Source organism: Spiroplasma endosymbiont of Sarcophaga carnaria, assembly GCF_964019595.1.
GTDB lineage: Bacteria > Bacillota_I > Bacilli_A > Mycoplasmatales > Mycoplasmataceae > Spiroplasma > Spiroplasma poulsonii.
In genome coordinates this window covers 796,415-818,163 of sequence record NZ_OZ026456.1, presented here as the reverse complement: position 1 = coordinate 818,163, position 21,749 = coordinate 796,415, and the positions used below count along the sequence as shown (strand labels likewise).

The following is a 21,749-nucleotide window of genomic DNA, read 5'->3' as shown; positions in this document are numbered from 1 at the left end:
TATGGAGGTAAATAAATGATGAAAAAAATAATTACAGAATTAATAAATAGCTTAACAGATGATCAATTTTTAGAATTTTATGAAAAAATAAAACAACAAGCAGACTTAATTAAAAAACAAAAACGTTTAAATGAAATTGATCAAAAATTTAGAGATAAAGGCATTATATGTCCTAATTGCAAATCTTTTCATTGTGTTAAAAATGGTCATAATTCCGAAGGAAAACAAAAATATTTATGTAAAAAATGTCGTGCTAGTTTTGATGCATTTCGTCATCATTTTACTTATTGAAGTCATTTAAATTATGAACAGTGAAATTTATTAATTCAAATTTCATTGTTAGGACAATCTAGTAAAATAATTTCTCGTTTTATTAAAACAACCCCAAAAACCGCTTGATATAATCGACAAAAATTAATGCAATCAAAACAATTAGAAAATACACAGTTAAAATTTAAAAAATTAAATGGTCAAATCCAAATGGATGAAACATTTATTAAAGAAATTCATAAAGGCAATTTTAAAGATAAATTTGATAAACGAAAAACTCATCTCGATCCATTTTCAACTGATACCAAATGCTGTATTCAAATGGCAGTTGATAGCAATAATAATATTTTTGTTCAATCCACCAATACCAAAAGATTACAAAAACAATGGATTATTGAAAATATGAATAAGCAACTAATTAAAGAAAAATCAATAATTATTTCTGATATGCAACCACTATATTTATTAGTAGCAAAACAAACAAATTCTACTCTATATTCCACCAAAACTAGTACAAACCCTGATACTAGTTATCAAAAGTTAAATAAGATTAGTAAATTACAATCCAGTCTTAAAGAAGCCTTAATTCATTATCATGGTTTGGGTTTCACTAATATTCAAAATTATTTAAAGCTCTGAAAATGAAAATACCAACACAAAGGTTTAACACCAAACCAACAATCAACGGTATTATATTTTAACGTTTAAAAAATTTAAAGCAAAATCATAATCTTACACAAAATTAGTTTTCAAATTGTCATATTGATGATTTTTTTTATTTCATCAAGAGTTTTCGACAAAATTAAAGTATGATTTTTATTTTGACCATAATTTGTTGTAATTTGACACGGTAAGATTCCTAAGTATTCCATTCCCATTTTAATCATTGCTTGTTCTGAATTGGTGTTTTCAATATCACATTCAGCAAAAATTCATTTTAACTTCATTTTTTCAAAAGCTAGGGTAATAACTGCTTTCCCTGCTTCAAAAATATAATTGTTTCCTCAATATTTTTTATTAACAATATAGCCCATTTTTGCATTTGGCATCATTGAATCTAACCGTAAATCAATAATTCCAATCATTTGGTGGGTGTCTTTTAACTCTAAAGCCCATTTTCCTAGTGGTTGGCTCAAAAAGAGTTGTGCAATTATTTTTCTTGTTTCCATAATATTCTGGTGGGGAGCTCATTCTAGAAACTTTATGTTCTCAATATTTTTGCTATATTCAAAGATGCTACTGGCATCTGCGGGGGTAATTGGACGCAGAATTAAACGTTCAGTTTCAATGATTTTGTTTTGTTCTAAAATTAAATAATATTGTTGCATAATAAGCGACTCCTTTTTGAATATTGTATTTAAAAAATGGTTTTAAGATATTGTTTTTGCATAAAAATTAAAAATACTAATTAATAATTAGTATTTTTATTGTACTTTTTATTTTGCCAAGCATTTTTTCAATTTTATTAATATTAAAATTTTGATTATATATTTTTTCAAGATTAACTCTAAATTTTTGAGCAACAGCTAATAAATCTGCTTTTGCTTGTTCATTATCAATGCCATTATCAATTTTTTCAAACTTTGTAATCATTTCGTTTGCTAAACTAACAAATTTCTTTTTTAAACTATTAAAAATTATTGTTTGATATTTTGTTGAAATAATTGTTTCAATTTCATCAGTATATTTTGTAGCATCGGTAGTTTTAATTAATTCAAGAATATTTTGATAAACAAGCGGCAAATAAGTATTACAAATAAAATTAATTGTTTGTTGGCGGTAATCTAAAATTCATTGGGCATAATATTCATCCGAAACATCATTTATAATTTCTCATTGTTCATTTAAAGCTTCCAAATTAGGAATAATAAAGTGATTAGCAACTTCTGAAAAAATATTTGTTATTAACAAGTTTAAGTCATTATCAATTAAATAACTAATTAGTGGTTGATATTTCTTATCACTTGCTTTAACTAACATTTCAATAATGTTTGCATAATCGCTTTCAAAAAGATCTAAATTAAAAACAATCTTTGTTTTTAATGGTTTAACTTCGTATTCGTTTATTAAATTAGTAAAATATTTATTGTAAAAAGGACGATTAAGTGATTTTTCTAATAGTAAGTGGCGATGGTTATCGTTAAGCTTATCAACAGTTATTCGACGATCAAATGTTCGTTCTTTTTTAAATTTTGCACTTCTAATTCGATACATAATTGGAACATAAATAGCAATTGCAAAGATGATAATAACACTAATAACTAAGACAATGATTCCTCATTCTGGCACAACTATCCCTCCTAATTCTTAATTTTATTATATCTTAATGTTCTTAAATTAATGTATAGTATAATATAGATTTTAAATAAATTAGTTTTTGTTTTTTTTTTGATATATTTATAGTTAAAAAACATTGGATTATTTTATAATGTCTTTTATTAATTATTTAAACAATTTCCAGCATCATCTGTTGTTGTACATTGTGATTGGAACATAATAAAGATAATATTTTCAACAGTTTCTGTTTCAGTATTGTATATGGCAAATGCTCCGTCTTGTCATGTTCCATTTTCTTTTGCAAATTTGTGTTCATTTCCTTGATTCATATGAACATCGTGAACACCATCAATTGGGTCACCATAACTCATTCCTCAAATCCCAATTCTATATTTTGAATTATTTAAAGTTGGTGAGATCATCTGACTAAATAACGTTTCTAATGCACTTGTCTCTTTTTCTCCAACGTATGGTAAGACAGTAACAAAATTATGGTCAAATAACTTACCTTTTAAATAATCTAAGCAGTATCCATCGTCTCCTGTTGTTAAATTGGAATGAACGGTATCATCTAAACTAAAACAGCGATCAACAATATAATTTTGATAATTTTGTTTAATAAAATATAAAACATCATGTGGTTTAATTCGTGAACGAACATTAATGTTTACAGTATATGTTCAGTTATTTTTATCAGTAATTTCTAAATCAAAATGGGGGTTACCTTGTACTGTGGGATGACAGTTAGTTAGGATTCCTTTTAAAAAAAATAATCATTTTTTTTCATATTTATAATTCCCCCCCATCATTCTTAATATTTTAAATGTTTTCTGTGGACCATATATTTATATTATGCGAAAAACATTTAAAATACCATTAGCAACCATTTGTATCAAATTATTTGCATATTAATTTAAAGACTTGTAAATTATTTGCAGGTTTCAAAATGTTCTTAAACTAATATCTTGATTTTTATAGTATATAAAAATAAAATTAAATTATTAATAAGAAAGAAGGAAGAATATGCCAGAATTACCAGAAGTAGAAACGGTCCGTCGAATTTTAACAAAATATGTCGTAGGAAAAACAATTACTGATTGTCAAATTTTCTGAAATAAAATAATAAAAGCTACAACTGATTCAAAAATTTTTATTAAAGAAGTTGTTGGCCAAAAGATTAATCAAATTGATCGAATGGGAAAACATTTACTTTTTATTTTAGATGATTATGTTTTAATTAGTCACTTACGAATGGAAGGAAAATATTTTTTTACAAAAAAAGATGAACCGGGAGAATGACAACATATTATGGTTTTATTTGAACTTGATCATCAATTTCAATTGCGTTACCACGATACCAGAAAATTTGGGACAATGCATCTATATGATAAAAGAACTTATTTAGAACAAGCCCCATTAAATAAATTGGGATATGAACCATTTGATGAAAGAATTACTGTTTCATATTTAAAAAATGCTTGGCAAAATAAATCACAACCAATTAAGACAACATTATTAGAACAAAATGTCATTGTTGGAATTGGAAATATTTATGCAAACGAAGTTTTATTTGCATCCAAAATTCATCCTGGTGAAAAGACAAAAAACTTAACTGATCAAGATTATCAAAATATTATTGATAATACAAAAGTTGTTCTTCAACAAGCAATTAATGAAGGTGGAACAACAATTGCAACTTATCATCCTGAACCAGGAATGGATGGAAAATTTGTTCAGCAGTTAAAAGTTCATGGGCGAAATAAAATGAAATGTGTTAATTGTCAAAACGAAGTTGATAAAATTTTTGTTAATGGACGCGGAACCTACTATTGCAATTATTGTCAAAAATTAAAATAAAAAAAGGGTACTCCTTTGATAAGGAGTACCCTTTATAAAAAAACTATTTACTAACGGATACCTATCTTTGGGTATTACCTTTTAGGAGGCCCATCCATCAGGTAATGATAAGTTCTGTTTGTTTACTATATGTTGCCATATAGTAATTTCATAATAACATAGGATTTTGCAAAGTGAGTAAAATTTTTAAAAATCATTACTTTTTTCTACTTTTTTTGGTAAGTTTTGGTAAATTGGATAAAATTAAGAAAATGCTTTGTTTTGTACGATTTTTTATAATAAAAAGTTTATAATAATAACGTGAGATTTTATATTTAGAAGGGAAAAAAATTATGGAACAAAAATATCATAAAAAACTAGTTAATGCTAGTGAAATGATTAAAAAAGCACACCAGAATAAATATGCGGTTGGTCATTTTAACATTAATAATCTAGAATGAACCAAAGCATTATTAGAAGTGGCACAAGCAACAAATACACCAATTATTTTAGGTGCTTCAGAAGGAGCAATTAAATATATGGGAGGTTATAACTTAGTTGTTGCAATGGTTAATGCGTTATTAGATTCATTGGAAATTACGGTTCCAATAGCATTACATTTAGATCATGGTCAATCAGTAGAAAGTTGTAAAAAGGCAATTTATGCTGGATTTTCTTCAGTAATGTATGATGGTAGTCATCATCCGTTTGCTGAAAATGTGATAAATACAAAAGAAGTGGTAGCTTATGCCAAACCAAATGCCGTTTCAGTTGAAGCTGAAATTGGAACAATTGGTGGTGAAGAAGACGGTGTTGTTGGTGCTGGTGAAATCGGTGATCCAAAAGAAGCGTCTGAAATGGTTGCAACAGGGATTGATTTATTAGCAGCAGGAATTGGAAATATTCATGGACCATATCCAACAGGATGGCCAGGATTAAATTTTCAAGCATTAGAAGATATTCAAGCCGCTGCTAAAATTGGAATGGTTTTACATGGTGGAAGTGGTATTCCGCAAGAACAAGTTAAAAAAGCGATTTCATTAGGAATTAGCAAGATTAATGTTAATACTGAATTACAAATTGCCTTTGCTGCGGCAACAAGACAATATATTGAAGCGGGGAAAGATAAACCAGAAAATGGGAAAGGGTTTGATCCACGTAAATTATTGAAGCCAGGTTATGAAGCAATCAAAACAACATTTGATGAATTAACAGCATGATTTGGTTGCAAAGGTAAAGCTTAAAGAACATTTCAAATCTGAAATGTTTTTTCTGAGGTTTCATTGTTAAATGATACTGGTGTTATATTTACTATAGAACTCAGGAGGGATAGAAATGAGTAAAAATAAAAAAACAGGTGCTGATATTGTGGTTGATACTTTAATCAACCAAAATTTCAAATATATTTTTGGGATTCCAGGAGCTAAAATTGATAAGGTTTTTGATGTTTTAGTTGATCATGGTCCGGAATTAATTTTAACAAGGCATGAACAAAATGTTGTTTTTATAGCGGCAGCAGTTGGAAGAATTACTGGTGAGCCAGGAGTTGCTTTAGTTACAAGTGGGCCGGGGGCTTCAAATCTTGCAACAGGTTTGGTGACAGCTAACTCTGAAGGTGATCCCGTTGTTGCGATTGCCGGGAATGTTGGTCGCGAAGATAGTCTAAAAAGAATACACCAGGCAATGGACAATGCTGCTTTGTTTCAACCAATTACAAAGTATAGTAAAGAAGTAGTTCATCCAAATAATATTTCATAAGCATTGGCGAATGCTTTTCGAGAAGCAACAACAGGACGAAAAGGGGCTGCTTTTGTCTCGTTACCCCAAGATATTGTCAATGCCGAAGATATTCAGCATGAGGCGTTAGTTCTTTCATCAAATTATGATTTAGGTTCAGCATATGATGAGAAAATTAGGTCGAATAAATTATTTTGGGGTCTTAAATTAATTTCTTAGAAATTGTGGAATAATATACCACTTACTTAGTTAAATTGTATTACTTTTAATTTTATTGTCAACACTTTTTTCTAATTTTTTAAATTTTTCCAGACTAAAAATACATGTTTATTAAAGTTATTTAATTTATTAGATAAAATTAATAAAAATATAAATTTCTTTGTAAATTATTATTTACAAAATTATTAACTAAATAATTAATTCTATTTTCTTCTAGCGGTTGTTCATTATTATTAAATAAATTAATTCTATTTTTTAATCCCATCATACTAGCATTTAATTTATTTTTAATAGTTTTTTCACTATAAATTGCTTTTTTAATCATAGTTCCTTTTCAATAATGAGAAATGTCACCTTCCATATGACAACCAACATTATTTCATAATGTTTGATTTCTAATGCCTTCTTTATTATTTTTAATTAATCTAATAGCTTTATTCAAAAAATCTAATTTAAAATCGCTTATAAAAAATTTACTATCTTCTAAACACTGTAATAATTCTTCATATTTACCATTAAAAAAATAATCAACAGCTTTATGATATGCTTCTCTATTTTCCTTATTTTTATTTTGAAAGGGATATATTTTTTTAAATATACTTGTAAGATGAAATTTATCTAAGCTATATGATACCTTGTTATTTTTATATTTTGCTTTTACTGCTCTATAAATTTTTTTAATTTGTTTTTCACCATCACTTAATATTAATATTTTAGTATCTTCATTAATATCATAAGTATCCATTAATTTAAAAATTTTATCAATAAAATTATCAATATTAGATTTATTATTTTTATTATTATGATTTTTATTCATCATTTGGAAAACGCCTTTTTTCTTTTTCATTTTTATTTTGGTTTTTGTTGACTTTTCTTTATCAACACCAACATGCATAGTAGCAAGAAATATTTTATTTTCAACTCTTTTTTTATTTTCTCGCATTGGTTCAAAAGCTCCGTCAATTTGAATATATAAAACATTATTTGGAATTTTAATTTTATTGTTATTTTTGTTGCTTATATAGTCAACTTTTTCTAAATCGGCATTTTTAAAAATATTAGATATTGTTCTTTCGCTAATATTTGCATTCTCTGTTGTATGCAAAATATCTTTATATCTTTTTCCATCGACCATAAAAGACATATATTTATCTTTTAAATTTATTTCGATTCTTTCATATTTTTTTAAGCCTAATTCTTCATCTAAAGGATAACGATTTATATTTTCTTTTTTTTCTTCATCATATTTAACATATAATCTTCTTTTAATAGGAAAATCTCCATATTCTGTTTTAATTGTTTTTGGCAATTTTGACATCACCTTATATCCTTGTAATATTTGTCCTTGTTGATATAATTTAAATATCTCATTATCTCTATTAATAAATAAATTTTTAACTTCATTGTTTGTTTCTATTCTTTTATTTTATTTATAATTTCCTAATAAATTTTGTTTTAATTCCATTTTATAATTTCCTTTCGTAATTAAACAATTTTTTTAAATTACAATATTTAATACTTCAAATAATTTTATCAAAAAAAGGAGGTTAATTAAAAATGCAAGATTTTACAAAAATTAATAACAAAAAACGAATTATTAGTTATGAACGGAATTATGTAAAATGAAGTGCAACAAATCTTATTAGTCAAATAATACAATAAAAATCATAAAAAATCAATTATAAATTTTTAAAAATCAAAATATTTATAGTTTTTATTTTATTTTAAGGAAAATTAAGCACACTAAAAAATAATTTATTAAATTACTTCAAATAAACCTATTTAAAATTATCTGAAAATACCTCTTTTGCTGTTTTTCAATTAAGAACAGGCCTTAATTTATCATTTATAACATTAACTACTCAATTTATTTTTTGTTGACTAACATTATTAAAATCAGTTCCCTTAGGAAATCATTGTCTAAGTTCAGAATTCATATATTCAATTAATGGTTTTTTTGTGGTTTACCAGGGTCACAAAAATAAACTTGTGTTTCAGCAAATATTTCTAATTATCTTCATTTACTAAATTCTTTTCCTCTATCAGTTATTATTCCTTTAATTTTCCCAAATAAATTATTACTTATAACAATATCTTTAAACTTTTCCACAACTTCATTAGCAGTATGATTTTTTAATTTCATAACAAAATAACTTTTACTATTTTGTTCAACTAAAACCAAATTACTAGATTGATGCTCTTTTCCAACTATGGTATCCATTTCAAATCAACCAACATCAGTCTCTTTATTCTCAATATCTCATATTGATTTAAAATTAATTAATTTACCACGATTATCAAATTTTCCTTTTGTTTTATATTTTTTACCACAATGACGTAAATTATGTTTTAAAAAACCATAAAAACCCAAACGAATTCATTTATACAATGTTTTAACACAAACAGGAAATTTAATACCAAACTTTAGAAAATAACGATGAATAGGTTGTGATGGAGAATCACGATAAACATTAAATCTTATATTAATAAAATTTAATTGTTCTTCTGTAAACTTATATCTTTTATTATTCTTTTTTCTTTTCTCATAATACATTTTATCTGACTTATAAGCACTATATTCATCAATAGTTTTAAAACGCTTAATTTCTCGCAAAATAGTACTACGATTTCTGTTCAAACATTTAGCAATTTGTGAAATATTTATTTCACCATTCTTTTTTAAAAATAATTTTGATAATAATAATTTTTCCAATTTAACCTTATCAATAAAACTTAAATGACTATACATAACATTTATATACCTTTCATTAATTTATAAATTTAATATTAAAATTATTTAATACATTATTGATATATGATAAAATCAATTATAGCATTCAAGTAATTTTAATAAAGGAGAAGTAAAATATGAAAAAGTTACTAAGTATTTTAGGAGTAATCGGATTAACAGCAACAAGTACAACAACATTAATTAGTTGTGAAAAACCAAATAATAATGAAAACGGGGGGGGGGTAATAAACCTACACCATAACCACAACAACTACCAGAAAATAGCAAATGAACTAATATTCCTAGAACACAGGCGCCTAATAAAGAATTTTTAACTGCTACTAATAAATGATATTTTTATATAAATAAATATGAAAATAATTATATAACGACAAAATTTTATTTTGATAATAATTTTATTAATAATCAAAACACTTGATGACAACACTTAAAAAATGATTCAGATTTTATTTGAAACTATAATTTAGTATATCGTTGAAATAAAAACAATGAACCACAAATACCAGAAATTAATAAAGACACAGGACTAATAATTGATTGAAAAGAATAAAAGGACTAACAAGTCCTTTTTTAAATTAATCGAACAAACTTCATAAAGATAATTAATAGGAATATATTTGTTATTGTATTATATAATGCTGGACTAAATTTTCATACCTCAAATGTTTGACTAAAAAAACTATATATTGTTTGAAATATTTTACCAACACCGCTTGCTAATTCGTTTACTTGTTTAACACCGGGAATATTATTTACAATTCAAATTGCAGCATTTTTTATATGACACGCTAAATTATATCAACTACAACTTTCATATTGGGCTTGTCATCATTGTCCATCAGGAAACAACCCGCCATTATTTATTTCTTGTCAGTTATAAATTCCAAAATTAAAATCATAATAACGGTACATATCATTTTCTTTTTGGGCTTGTAATTCAAAAACATTATAACCGATTTTTTGTTCTTCAATTTTTTTGTATTTTAAACCGTATTTATCTTTTAAAGCACCTTCAAAAATATAACCTTCATTTTGATTAATATTATAATTATTTGCAACTGAAAAATCATAATTAAATACATTACCATAATTAGTATTATAAAAACGATTTTTAAATGCTGAATACAATTTAATGTCTAATTGATTTTATTTATCAGAAAAATAAAAATAACGAGGATAAATTTTAAAACCATTATTTGCTAATAAACCATATTTTTTATTATATCCTTGTACATAAGTATCATTTTCTAAATCAAAAATGGTACGTAAATAATCTTTATAAAAATTTTGGGAAACCGTAAACATACTATTTAATAGTTTTTCAAATTGATTTTTATTAGTATTAGTTTCATCAATTAAAACATCTCTAAAATTAATCAATTTTAAACCAAAAAAATTAATTAAAACAGTATCATACTGTAAATTATCAATATAACCACTTTCAATAAAATTACTGCGATTTTGAAATACAGGTACCAAAGCATGGGTAAAAAAGGCTTTTAAAAATTTATTAATATCAATTTGACCTTTCATCTGTTCAAAAACCATTTTACCAATATTAGGAGAATTACCTTGATAATAATTATAAGTTTCAGCACTAAAATTAAAAGTATCTTCTTTTTCTTTTATGAAAGAAAATAAAAAACCTAAATCATCAGTATACCAATAACTATTTGCATTATTACCATCCCAATATTGTTTAAAATGTGTTAATTCTAAACTACCAGCAATAATATTTTTATTTTCATCAATTGTTAAAATCATCCTTTAATTTTGTCGAAAACTCTTGATGAAATAAAAAAAATCATCAATATGACAATTTGAAAACTAATTTTGTGTAAGATTATGATTTTGCTTTAAATTTTTTAAACGTTAAAATATAATACCGTTGATTGTTGGTTTGGTGTTAAACCTTTGTGTTGGTATTTTCATTTTCAGAGCTTTAAATAATTTTGAATATTAGTGAAACCCAAACCATGATAATGAATTAAGGCTTCTTTAAGACTGGATTGTAATTTACTAATCTTATTTAACTTTTGATAACTAGTATCAGGGTTTGTACTAGTTTTGGTGGAATATAGAGTAGAATTTGTTTGTTTTGCTACTAATAAATATAGTGGTTGCATATCAGAAATAATTATTGATTTTTCTTTAATTAGTTGCTTATTCATATTTTCAATAATCCATTGTTTTTGTAATCTTTTGGTATTGGTGGATTGAACAAAAATATTATTATTGCTATCAACCGCCATTTGAATACAGCATTTGGTATCAGTTGAAAATGGATCGAGATGAGTTTTTCGTTTATCAAATTTATCTTTAAAATTGCCTTTATGAATTTCTTTAATAAATGTTTCATCCATTTGGATTTTACCATTTAATTTTTTAAATTTTAACTGTGTATTTTCTAATTGTTTTGATTGCATTAATTTTTGTCGATTATATCAAGCGGTTTTTGGGGTTGTTTTAATAAAACGAGAAATTATTTTACTAGATTGTCCTAACAATGAAATTTGAATTAATAAATTTCACTGTTCATAATTTAAATGACTTCAATAAGTAAAATGATGACGAAATGCATCAAAACTAGCACGACATTTTTTACATAAATATTTTTGTTTTCCTTCGGAATTATGACCATTTTTAACACAATGAAAAGATTTGCAATTAGGACATATAATGCCTTTATCTCTAAATTTTTGATCAATTTCATTTAAACGTTTTTGTTTTTTAATTAAGTCTGCTTGTTGTTTTATTTTTTCATAAAATTCTAAAAATTGATCATCTGTTAAGCTATTTATTAATTCTGTAATTATTTTTTTCATCATTTATTTACCTCTATATATTAAAAATATACCTAATTTTAGGTATATTTTATAAATATCAAGAGTTTTCGACAAAATTAAAGAAATCATCCGATAAATTGATTTTCTAGTTAAAATAACATCAGGTTTTCAATCTAATTTTTCCATATTATTAATAATTTCAAAATCAAAAATTATTCTTTCACTACCCAAATTTGGGTCATCATAGTTTGGATTACCACCTTGCTGAATTCGGATATTTTCTTGTACAATAACATCAATATATTTAAGCAAAAAAGAACGAACATTTTGATAATATTCAGTATATAATTTTAATTTGCCATCATTATCAACAACTGGTAATTCTGGTTCACCGTTTCCATCTCAACGATATACTAAATTATAGTTTCAAATAAAATCTGAATCATTTTTTAAGTGTTGTCATCAAGTGTTTTGATTTTTAATAAAATTATTATCAAAATAAAATTTTGTAAGCAAATATTGACCATTTCTTTTTTCTCCATAAAAATATCATTTATTAGTAGCAGTTAAAAATTCTTTATTAGGTGCCTGTGTTCTAGGAATTTGTATTCAAAACTCATTAATCATTTTAACTAATTGTAAATTATCAATACCTCTTTCTAATTTATTAATAACTTCCACAGTATTAAAATACTTAGCAAAAGAATAAGAAAAATTAGTTAATTCTTTTAAAAATTGTTTTTTATCAACATCATAGAATTTATCAATATTATATTGTTTAGCATAAGTATCTCAATTTTTATATAAATCCATAAACTCATCACTAGGCTTATCAAATGAAATTCCCGTTGAATAACTATCCTTTAAAAAGTCTAAATATCATTTATCATTATAAGTTAATGTTTGTGATGTTTTTAGAGTTGGATTAATAAAGTAATTTGTTTCAGACCAGTTTTCAAAAAAACTACTGCGTAAAAACATTGTATTAATAAAATCAGTTTCATTCATTCCCATTGTTTGTTAATTAACAGTATAATTCTGCTGATTTAAGGGTTTAAATGCTGTTAAAGTAATAAATGGAATAATTAAACCTAAAATACCTAAAATAGATATGGCAAATAAAGATAATGATTTTTTCATATTTATAATTCAACCCCCAACTATACAATGTTTTTGAAACAATAAACCCAACAATATATAAACTTGATATTGTTAACATTAATGGATGACTAAACAAAATTGCCATTTTACCAAACAAAGAAAGTAAAAAAGTATCTGAGTTATATAAATCCATAATGATATTTTTTGCTGATGTTAATTGATTTATAATCACCGTAATAAAACTAGTACCAAAAATAGCAATTGCAGCAACTAATAAAACTAATCTAATCATTAATCTGTTTCCTTTCACCGACCATTTTTATTAGCCTTATGTGCTTTTTTAACACCACGTACTGTTGAAGCATACAATTTTGATGTATTGTTTTTAACAGTTGAACCTAATTCATTATATTGTGTTCTTGTTCCGTGGATAGCATAAATTGATAACTTAACAACCATAAAAAAGATAATAAAATAAGCAATAGTTGTATTTGTCATTGGTAATTTAGTATTTCAAATTACATCAAAAATAAACAAAAATACATCAAAAATCAAACTAAAAATCTTATCTCAATTATTACTTTCTGATAATAAATTAATCATCTTTATCACTTCCTTTTTCTTTTTTAGGTTTTAAATTTTTTTTCAAAATATCAATATCAAACAATGCTAAACGCTCTTTAACACTTAATTTAGTAATTTCTGACCAATAATATTCTTTATAATTAACTATTTCATCATTTTTTAAATCACGAACAAACTTTAATCATTTACTATCATATTTCTGTGCAAATTCTAATGGAATAATTATTTTAAAAAACCGAATTCCTAACCCAACATCCGACTTGTGTTTTGCTCGTTTACCTTCGGCTGTTCGTTCTACTGATTTTGTTTTTCAAATTTCATAATCTGTAATATCTTGAAAAATACCAATTCGCATAATAAAGAAACGATTAAAAAAATTAAATCCTTTTTAGCAATAGGTTTTTTCAATGAAATTGGAATAATAATACCACTTGCTAATTGTCGAATATTATTTCAAATCATACCCTCACGCTGAGCAGTAAATAAAGCACGATTACCAAAATGTCTTGCTAATACAATTCACGGAATTTTACCACTACGAACTTTTTTCTCATCGTGGGGACTAGTTCCATCAATATATAAATAACTTTCATCAAATAAAATAACACTATCATCTGGGGGAACTGGTTTTGTTCTATCTGTAAAATCTAAATTTTTAAATGTTAAAACTTTAACTTTATCATCTTCTAACGGATAATTACTATAAATCTTATCTGTTAATAGTTTCATAGTTTGTGATAAATAATTTAAAAGTAAAGTTTTTCCCGTCCCTAACTTACCAATAATTACTGATAACGGATTATCTCAAACAAAATTAACTAAACGAAAAGCACTCAACTGATAAAATATGTTTTTTCAAACTCATCAGACAAAATAAACACATTGCAAAGCAAACAATAATCAAAATACTAAACCGGTATAATTTAATGAAATTATTCAAAGTAATAAATCAATTAAACTAAACAAAATCATTGAACCACCAATATAACAATAATTTTTTAAGAAAAATATAAATTTTTTCATTACTTAAAATACCCAACTATTTTAAAAACCATTCACAATAAAAACCACGTTAAAAATAAAATCACAATTCAAATACCAATCATAAGAGTTAAATATTCATTTTGATTTAAATTTCAAGTTGTAATAATTTCAACATTAGTTTTATCTATAAACAAAAATACATAAATAAAAAACTCTTTTAATTTTTCTCAATCATTTTGCATATTTAAAAACTCCACATTTTCTGAATAAGTTTAAAAAACATCCCCAAAAATAAAACGATAAATAATACAAATGATATGACATATAAAAATTCATGAGCATTTGAACCAATAATATAACTAACAAATTGAACTCAATAATCATATAAACCCATTAATTTAAGTCCTTCAAGTCATTAATTAATTTATCTACTTTTTCATCACTTCAATTTGTTAAATTATTGTTAGTTGTTTTTACTTTTTGAGGTTCACCAGGAAATATTGCTTTTTTCATTTGTGTAAAATAATTTTATTTGTATTGATTATACAAATTGATTAGTTCTGCTCCAGTTAAATATTTTCACACATGACGTTTTAAATTTTCATCATATTTTACAATAGGATAAGAATTATCATAAATCAAACCGATTGCTACTTGTTCTGAGTGTTTTTCACTCAGATAAATAAATTTATTACTCAACCAAAAACCAATATGACGATTATGATTAGGTAAATTTATAAAAATTGCTTTTTCTGTTTCAAAAACTATCAACTCTTTACGAATAAAATAATTTTCTATATTTTGATTTTTCTTAACAAAATTACTCAATTTTATCAACTCCTAACTAAATATTTATTTAATAAACAATGTTATATTTAATGTTTATATATTGTTTACTTATTGATAAAAACACTGATTATTAACAATGTTATACATAATGCTATATATTGTTTATTTAATGTTTAATAAACAATGTTATTAACAATGTTAAATATATAAAATAATAAAAATTGACACACTGAAAAATACTATTTAATTTTTAATAATAGTCTTTAATTTTGTCGAAAACTCTTGATGAAATAAAAAAAATCATCAATATGACAATTTGAAAACTAATTTTGTGTAAGATTATGATTTTGCTTTAAATTTTTTAAACGTTAAAATATAATACCGTTGATTGTTGGTTTGGTGTTAAACCTTTGTGTTGGTATTTTCATTTTCAGAGCTTTAAATAATTTTGAATATTAGTGAAACCCAAACCATGATAATGAATTAAGGCTTCTTTAAGACTGGATTGTAATTTACTAATCTTATTTAACTTTTGATAACTAGTATCAGGGTTTGTACTAGTTTTGGTGGAATATAGAGTAGAATTTGTTTGTTTTGCTACTAATAAATATAGTGGTTGCATATCAGAAATAATTATTGATTTTTCTTTAATTAGTTGCTTATTCATATTTTCAATAATCCATTGTTTTTGTAATCTTTTGGTATTGGTGGATTGAACAAAAATATTATTATTGCTATCAACTGCCATTTGAATACAGCATTTGGTATCAGTTGAAAATGGATCGAGATGAGTTTTTCGTTTATCAAATTTATCTTTAAAATTGCCTTTATGAATTTCTTTAATAAATGTTTCATCCATTTGGATTTGACCATTTAATTTTTTAAATTTTAACTGTGTATTTTCTAATTGTTTTGATTGCATTAATTTTTGTCGATTATATCAAGCGGTTTTTGGGGTTGTTTTAATAAAACGAGAAATTATTTTACTAGATTGTCCTAACAATGAAATTTGAATTAATAAATTTCACTGTTCATAATTTAAATGACTTCAATAAGTAAAATGATGACGAAATGCATCAAAACTAGCACGACATTTTTTACATAAATATTTTTGTTTTCCTTCGGAATTATGACCATTTTTAACACAATGAAAAGATTTGCAATTAGGACATATAATGCCTTTATCTCTAAATTTTTGATCAATTTCATTTAAACGTTTTTGTTTTTTAATTAAGTCTGCTTGTTGTTTTATTTTTTCATAAAATTCTAAAAATTGATCATCTGTTAAGCTATTTATTAATTCTGTAATTATTTTTTTCATCATTTATTTACCTCTATATATTAAAAATATACCTAATTTTAGGTATATTTTATAAATATCAAGAGTTTTCGACAAAATTAAAGATAATAGTTATTAAAATATAAAATTAATCATTTATAATTAAATTGATATTTTTGCACTACACACTGCCTACAAATTTTAAAAAGAAAGTAGATATATTTATAAAGAATATTATAAAAATTTATATTCCAAAACTACTATTAATATGACCCTTAATAAAAATATTCTTATTTTTATTAAATCCTACTTTAAAACAATTATTTCATTACTAATAATTTCAATAATAACTTATAGACAGTGTGTAATACAAAAATAAACAACAAAATTATTTAATCAACTCACATAAAAGCTAGTGTGCCATAGCTAAGATATATGATCAGTAATAATAAATATTAAAATACTTTAACCATAACACGGAAAAAGTTTAAAATCTTAATGATAACAAAAATACCAAATGGAATTAAAATAATTCACGCATCACCTAAAAAGGTCATTAATTGTGGTAATACAGCATAAATTGCTTCTTTAACTTTCATCATTGCTTGCCCTAAACCACTTCAAATAGAACCCATTCCATCTGAAATAGTAGGTTTATCACCAACTGCTAAAAAATTAATTGCTGTTGTTAAATACATACCTAACATTATTTTTTATCCCCCCTATTTTCAATTTCTTTTTTATCTTTTTTCTTTCCTCGAATTTGGCGAATTTTTTGATAAATTGATAAACCAATTCACGCAAAAATACCTAGTATAATAACAACACTAAAAATTGTCGTTAATCAAACTGGCATAACTTATTCCTCCTAAAAATCTAATTTTCGCGGCACGCTTCGCGTGTTCGCTACGCTCAAAATAAACTATATTGAATAAATTACCGCTAATAAATTACGCGGATAATTTATTCATCTTCTTTTTCATTATTAATTACAATATTATTTACCGTATTAATAACATTATCTTTTCCATACTTAGTTACTAAGGACCGTAAAATAAAATAATGTTTTCTTTCCATTAAAAAATCAACTCCTTTCTGAGTTGATTTGTTGCACTTCACTTACACGATGCCATGATGAAATTTGCTGTGGAAATGACTGTCGTTGTGAGAGTAGCTGTTGTGATCACAATGTGGCAACGATTAAAAGTTTTGTTAAAATTATTTCACAAAAATGGTCTTTAAAAATAATTAATGTTTTCAATGAACAAGAATGTGGTTTTAATGAATTACATCACCATTTAAAAGAATGCACTAGAAAAGTGTTAACATAAACCCTTAATAATTTAATTAAAAGAAATATTTTTGAGAAAAAGGTCTATCTTAAAAATAATGTGACATATTCTTCATATCGGTTAACAGATATTGGTTTTGAATTAGTACGAATGATTTACCAAATTAAACGATTTAGTTGTGCTTATTTAGTTGATTAAAGATTTGGAATATTTTTTTAAAAATATTTTATTTTTCTTATATAATAAATTTAATATATATTTGAAATGGGTGGAACATATGTTAAATCTTGCAAAAGAGGCTACGCGGGGATTTACAAAAAAAATAACGCAATTTATTGGGTTGATTTTGTTTATCATTGGAGCAGTATTAACCTTTACAGCACTTTTTTCGACTGTTTTTCAAGTTAAAAATGGATTAAATGATGTTAAAAGAAATAGTATCCCGTATCATTATGAAATTGGGGTGGATAGTTTGAATATTGATAATAATGTTTATAAGAGAAATCCGGATTGAAAAATTAATGGAAATAATCGTGCTTTTTTAGCACAATTTTATGATGACACTAAAATTGATACCAATCGGTTAACTTTTAATAATATTAAGGCAGATGTTTTAGGTTTAAATTGTGATTTAACAAATAATCAAATTTGTACATGATCAAAAGAACCATCATATTTAAATAAACAAACAGGGACAGCATCTTTTGCTGCGTTAGTTAAGAATTTTAATGGTAATCTTCCTTTGGCATTTTTAAGTTATATTATTCATCATCCCGATAAAAGCCAGTTAAAAGCTTTAATTGATAATGATAATGTTACTTTAGATCTTAGTTACGATGTTAGTTATCAGTTTGTTGCTAATAATTTAGCTAAAGACACCCAATATTTTAATGCTGTTGCTGTTAATAAAGATAAAAATTTATTATTTAATGGTGATGGGTGACGAGGAAATGATATTTTTTATACTCCATTTAATCGTGTTTATGATGTAACAATTGGTGGGGCCGTTACTGAGATAGCAAAAAACAATATTATTTTAAGTAAGCAATATGCAGACTATAATTCGTTAAATGTTGGTGGAAATTTTAATTTAGGAAATAATTCAAATTTACAATTTAAGATTGCAGGTTATGGTGCTAAGTATAGTAATATTTATCCTAGTTTAGCAAGCTTATCAACAGTTGCTAGTGGTAGTAAAATAATTGATTTAAGGAATGGTTCATTATTATTTATGAATGACATAAATTATAATATGATTAAACAAAACTTTTCTAATGGTGAAGAAAAGTTTACTGGCTTTATTAATGTTAATGGCGACTTAACTGATCCTCAAAAAGTTGCATTGTTGCGCAAGGTTTTAGGTAATTATTTTGTTGCTCCAGATAATGCGATTGTTGCTTTTGAATCATCATTACCAGGCCAAGTGGTAATGTTAACAAATACTGGTTTTATTATTAATACCTCAATTGCGGTTGCCTGTTCAATTATTATTTTAATTATTATTGCCTTTTTTATTAAAAAGGATATTACTCATCAAAAACGCCAAATTGGGGTTTTAAAGTCCTTAGGATATAGACGTTGGGAATTATCTTTTGTTTTTACTTTTAATATTGTCTTTACAACGCTAATTGGTTGTTTATTGGGGTGGGTTATGAGTTTACCATTACAAATGTATTTTACTTCTTCAAACTTATATTCAGTTGGTCTACCATTAGCACTCTTTTATTTTAATCCAGTTATTTTTATTACCGCAACAATTATTATTCCCCTTATCTTTGTTGCGGTGGCGTTTTTAATTTCATTTGTTCTTTTAAGCAGAACAGCTTTAGATTTAATTTATGATTTAAAAGGGTCAAATTTAAATTTCCGTGCTAAAAGAGTAAGAAAAGTAAGAAAATATGCCCACTTTGGATTATCCTTTAATATTCATTTATCATTTACCTTTGCTTTAAAATCATTCGGAAAATGAGTAATGGTGTTAGTTGTTTTAGCTTTTTCATCCTTCTTATTAATTTTCCAATTAGATGCCGGTGTTATGGCCCAAGGCATTGTTGATGATTCTTTCCGATATTTTAAAGATGATATAAAATCGTATTTAATTGCATCTTCTGATCAACAAGATATTGCCCAAGAAGCAAACAATAGTAAACCTTATAATTGAATTACAACCAATGAACGTGATCAATATTATTATCGAGCACAAGTCTTAGAGGATGATAAAACTTTTAATTTTCCAGATCCATTAATGTGTTTCTTAAAATTATCAAGTCATAATTCCGCTGGGGCACAACAAAGTTGTGGTGATTTACTAAATATTATTGGTGATCCAAGTGGGCCAAATCTTGTTGAAAGTAAGATTAAATATGATGCTAAGACTAACAAATACCCTTATTTAAATTCTGAAACAGTTAAGGCAATTGTTAACTATAAAGTTAAAGATAATAAAACTGGGGAATGAATTAATGGATGAGATTGGTTAATTGAAATAATAAATATTATAAAACCAAGTTTAATTAGTAAAGGTCTATCCGAAGCAGATATTCAAACTATTATTACTGGAATTAATATGATTAATAGTTTGGGTTCATCAACTAATGGTCAGTACTCTGATATTTACTTAGGACCATATATGGTGTATGATCCAGCTTATGATTTCCCGTATGTCTTTCTAACGGCCGGTTGAAGTCCAGATGATGTAAAAAATGCTAAAAATCCTGTTTCACAATTAAATGTTGTTGGTTTATCAAGTGATGAAACACAACGAAATCAATTGTTGAACTATCGCTCTCAAAATACGCCAGTTGATGTTGCCCAAAAAGAAGTTTTTGGTTATAAAATTAGTGACAACCCAGTAAATCATGATTTAAATATGCCAATTAATGAACCAATCCCAGTTATTTTAGCAAAACGAGTTTATCAATCAATGGATATTAATCCGGGAGATATTTTTAAATTAAATGTCCGAATCACAAATGCGATTGGCTATGTTCCGGTTGCTTTTAAAGTGGTTGGTTCAGATGATGCCGATATTAGTTCGGGGAATATTTATATGAATCAAGATTCGTTAGTTACTGTTATGAACCAATGAGTTAATGTGACAAGGAAGGGAATCGTGTTCCGACTTGGTTCATATTATAATGTTGTTGCTTCTCGTGCCGGTCCGAGCGGAATGGCTTTACAACCTTATCGTATTATGTCCTCGTTTTCATTAACAGATAATTATGATTTTACAATGTTTGATAATAATAAAAAGATTGATTTTACTAATGCACTGGATTTAAGAACAAATTTAAAATTATTAAATGGGTTGCATAAGATTTGACCGTTTGATACATTACGAGAAAATTATTCGCAAGGAATGCGAACCGTCCGCGATGTTCTTAATGTATTAGAGGGACTAACGATTGTTATTGTTGCTTTAATTCTAGCTGTTTTAATTTCAATGGTGCTTGATGAAAACCGACGAACAATATTGACCTTAAAAGTGCTTGGATATCCAACATGAAAAATTATTTCAATTGTGCTAGGATTTTATTTATTAGCTATCATTATTGGTTATATCTTAAGTTACGTGATTGCACAGTTATTATGGAGTTTAATTGCTAATGTTGTCTTTAAAAGCACCGGAATGTTGTTAATACCTTCCTTTTCTACTTATGTTGTTTCAATTGCAACAGCAGCAATTGGAATAATTCTATTATTAGTTATTACGGTTGGAATTTGAAAAATTAAGAAAAATAAACCAACAAATATTACATCAGAGTAAAACTAAATGTTATCCAATTTAAAAAATGGATAACATTTTTTATTAAAAAGTTATTAAATTTTAGATTATGTCTTAT

Annotated in this window: 16 protein-coding genes and 7 pseudogenes; 6 read left to right on the top strand and 17 right to left on the bottom strand. The window is 25.4% G+C overall.

The genetic code is table 4. The annotated features are described in order from the left end of the window. Nucleotides 1-15: 15 nt before the first annotated feature. Entirely contained in the window at nucleotides 16-978 is a 963-nt protein-coding gene (locus AACK91_RS04815; protein WP_338963247.1) for an IS1/IS1595 family N-terminal zinc-binding domain-containing protein, read from the top strand. Between the two features lie 5 nt (nucleotides 979-983). Here AACK91_RS04815 and AACK91_RS04810 read toward each other — a convergent pair whose 3' ends face one another. From AACK91_RS04810 to AACK91_RS04800, 3 genes are all read right to left on the bottom strand, one after another. Continuing rightward, nucleotides 984-1,598 (bottom strand): GNAT family N-acetyltransferase, encoded by a 615-nt coding sequence (locus tag AACK91_RS04810; protein ID WP_338964645.1) that lies wholly within the window; start codon nucleotides 1,596-1,598, stop codon nucleotides 984-986. A gap of 76 nt (nucleotides 1,599-1,674) precedes the next feature. After that, nucleotides 1,675-2,559 carry a hypothetical protein gene (locus tag AACK91_RS04805; RefSeq protein WP_338964643.1) on the bottom strand — a complete coding sequence of 295 codons (885 nt, stop codon included), beginning with the start codon at nucleotides 2,557-2,559 and terminating at the stop codon, nucleotides 1,675-1,677. A gap of 149 nt (nucleotides 2,560-2,708) precedes the next feature. Beyond that, a complete protein-coding gene (locus AACK91_RS04800; RefSeq protein ID WP_338964641.1) occupies nucleotides 2,709-3,353 on the bottom strand; it encodes a DUF2278 family protein in 645 nt (214 codons plus the stop codon). Between the two features lie 217 nt (nucleotides 3,354-3,570). Between AACK91_RS04800 and mutM the strand changes: the two genes are divergently transcribed. The 3 genes and pseudogenes from mutM to AACK91_RS04785 form a co-directional block, all read left to right on the top strand. Next, on the top strand, nucleotides 3,571-4,404 hold the full coding sequence (mutM, locus tag AACK91_RS04795) for a DNA-formamidopyrimidine glycosylase (RefSeq protein WP_338964639.1): 834 nt from the start codon (nucleotides 3,571-3,573) through the stop codon (nucleotides 4,402-4,404). A 332-nt stretch (nucleotides 4,405-4,736) separates the two neighbouring features. After that, nucleotides 4,737-5,627: a class II fructose-1,6-bisphosphate aldolase gene (gene fba, locus AACK91_RS04790; RefSeq protein ID WP_338964636.1), complete on the top strand. Its 891-nt coding sequence runs from the start codon at nucleotides 4,737-4,739 to the stop codon at nucleotides 5,625-5,627. 91 nt (nucleotides 5,628-5,718) lie between these two features. Beyond that, nucleotides 5,719-6,226 (top strand): annotated as a pseudogene (locus AACK91_RS04785) (thiamine pyrophosphate-binding protein); the annotation flags it as partial. Between the two features lie 252 nt (nucleotides 6,227-6,478). Here the strand turns inward: AACK91_RS04785 and AACK91_RS04775 are convergent. Together AACK91_RS04775 and AACK91_RS04770 are read right to left on the bottom strand one after the other, a co-directional pair. Then, nucleotides 6,479-7,696, bottom strand: coding sequence for an Mbov_0401 family ICE element transposase-like protein (locus tag AACK91_RS04775; RefSeq protein WP_422397320.1), 1,218 nt, complete (start codon nucleotides 7,694-7,696; stop codon nucleotides 6,479-6,481). A gap of 421 nt (nucleotides 7,697-8,117) precedes the next feature. Continuing rightward, nucleotides 8,118-9,088 (bottom strand): annotated as a pseudogene (locus tag AACK91_RS04770) (IS30 family transposase). A 119-nt stretch (nucleotides 9,089-9,207) separates the two neighbouring features. Between AACK91_RS04770 and AACK91_RS04765 the strand changes: the two are divergent. Continuing rightward, nucleotides 9,208-9,405, top strand: a complete 198-nt coding sequence (locus AACK91_RS04765) for a lipoprotein (protein WP_338964626.1) — start codon at nucleotides 9,208-9,210, stop codon at nucleotides 9,403-9,405. A gap of 256 nt (nucleotides 9,406-9,661) precedes the next feature. Here AACK91_RS04765 and AACK91_RS04760 read toward each other — a convergent pair. The 12 genes and pseudogenes from AACK91_RS04760 to AACK91_RS04705 all read right to left on the bottom strand — a co-directional run. Continuing rightward, a pseudogene (locus AACK91_RS04760) lies at nucleotides 9,662-10,858 on the bottom strand (spiroplasma phage ORF1-like family protein); the annotation flags it as partial. A gap of 98 nt (nucleotides 10,859-10,956) precedes the next feature. Further along, nucleotides 10,957-11,919, bottom strand: a complete 963-nt coding sequence (locus tag AACK91_RS04755; RefSeq protein WP_338964624.1) for an IS1/IS1595 family N-terminal zinc-binding domain-containing protein — start codon at nucleotides 11,917-11,919, stop codon at nucleotides 10,957-10,959. Between the two features lie 74 nt (nucleotides 11,920-11,993). Next, nucleotides 11,994-13,017 (bottom strand): annotated as a pseudogene (locus AACK91_RS04750) (spiroplasma phage ORF1-like family protein); the annotation flags it as partial. Continuing rightward, complete coding sequence (locus AACK91_RS04745; protein ID WP_338964619.1) at nucleotides 12,932-13,270, bottom strand: hypothetical protein; 339 nt, start codon at nucleotides 13,268-13,270, stop codon at nucleotides 12,932-12,934. The pseudogene AACK91_RS04750 and the gene AACK91_RS04745, both read right to left, overlap by 86 nt. A gap of 50 nt (nucleotides 13,271-13,320) precedes the next feature. Beyond that, a pseudogene (locus AACK91_RS04740) lies at nucleotides 13,321-13,581 on the bottom strand (hypothetical protein); the annotation flags it as partial. Then, nucleotides 13,574-14,586 (bottom strand): annotated as a pseudogene (locus AACK91_RS04735) (hypothetical protein). The pseudogenes AACK91_RS04735 and AACK91_RS04740, both read right to left, overlap by 8 nt. Next, nucleotides 14,586-14,789: a DUF2649 family protein gene (locus tag AACK91_RS04730; RefSeq protein WP_338964616.1), complete on the bottom strand. Its 204-nt coding sequence runs from the start codon at nucleotides 14,787-14,789 to the stop codon at nucleotides 14,586-14,588. The pseudogene AACK91_RS04735 and the gene AACK91_RS04730 overlap by 1 nt, the downstream one beginning before the upstream one ends. Nucleotides 14,790-14,940: 151 nt before the next feature. Further along, nucleotides 14,941-15,375: pseudogene (locus AACK91_RS04725) on the bottom strand (DUF3627 domain-containing protein). A 322-nt stretch (nucleotides 15,376-15,697) separates the two neighbouring features. Next, nucleotides 15,698-16,660 (bottom strand): IS1/IS1595 family N-terminal zinc-binding domain-containing protein, encoded by a 963-nt coding sequence (locus AACK91_RS04720; RefSeq protein WP_338963247.1) that lies wholly within the window; start codon nucleotides 16,658-16,660, stop codon nucleotides 15,698-15,700. Between the two features lie 410 nt (nucleotides 16,661-17,070). Then, entirely contained in the window at nucleotides 17,071-17,322 is a 252-nt protein-coding gene (locus tag AACK91_RS04715; protein WP_338963620.1) for a hypothetical protein, read from the bottom strand. Further along, the gene (locus AACK91_RS04710) at nucleotides 17,322-17,471 is read right to left on the bottom strand and encodes a hypothetical protein (protein WP_338964613.1); all 150 of its coding nucleotides are present in this window, start codon (nucleotides 17,469-17,471) and stop codon (nucleotides 17,322-17,324) included. The genes AACK91_RS04715 and AACK91_RS04710 overlap by 1 nt, the downstream gene beginning before the upstream one ends. 107 nt (nucleotides 17,472-17,578) lie before the next feature. Further along, nucleotides 17,579-17,734 (bottom strand): hypothetical protein, encoded by a 156-nt coding sequence (locus AACK91_RS04705; protein WP_338966611.1) that lies wholly within the window; start codon nucleotides 17,732-17,734, stop codon nucleotides 17,579-17,581. Between the two features lie 450 nt (nucleotides 17,735-18,184). Between AACK91_RS04705 and AACK91_RS04700 the strand changes: the two genes are divergently transcribed. Then, nucleotides 18,185-21,673, top strand: coding sequence for an ABC transporter permease (locus tag AACK91_RS04700; protein ID WP_338964611.1), 3,489 nt, complete (start codon nucleotides 18,185-18,187; stop codon nucleotides 21,671-21,673). The last annotated feature ends 76 nt before the right edge of the window (nucleotides 21,674-21,749 follow it).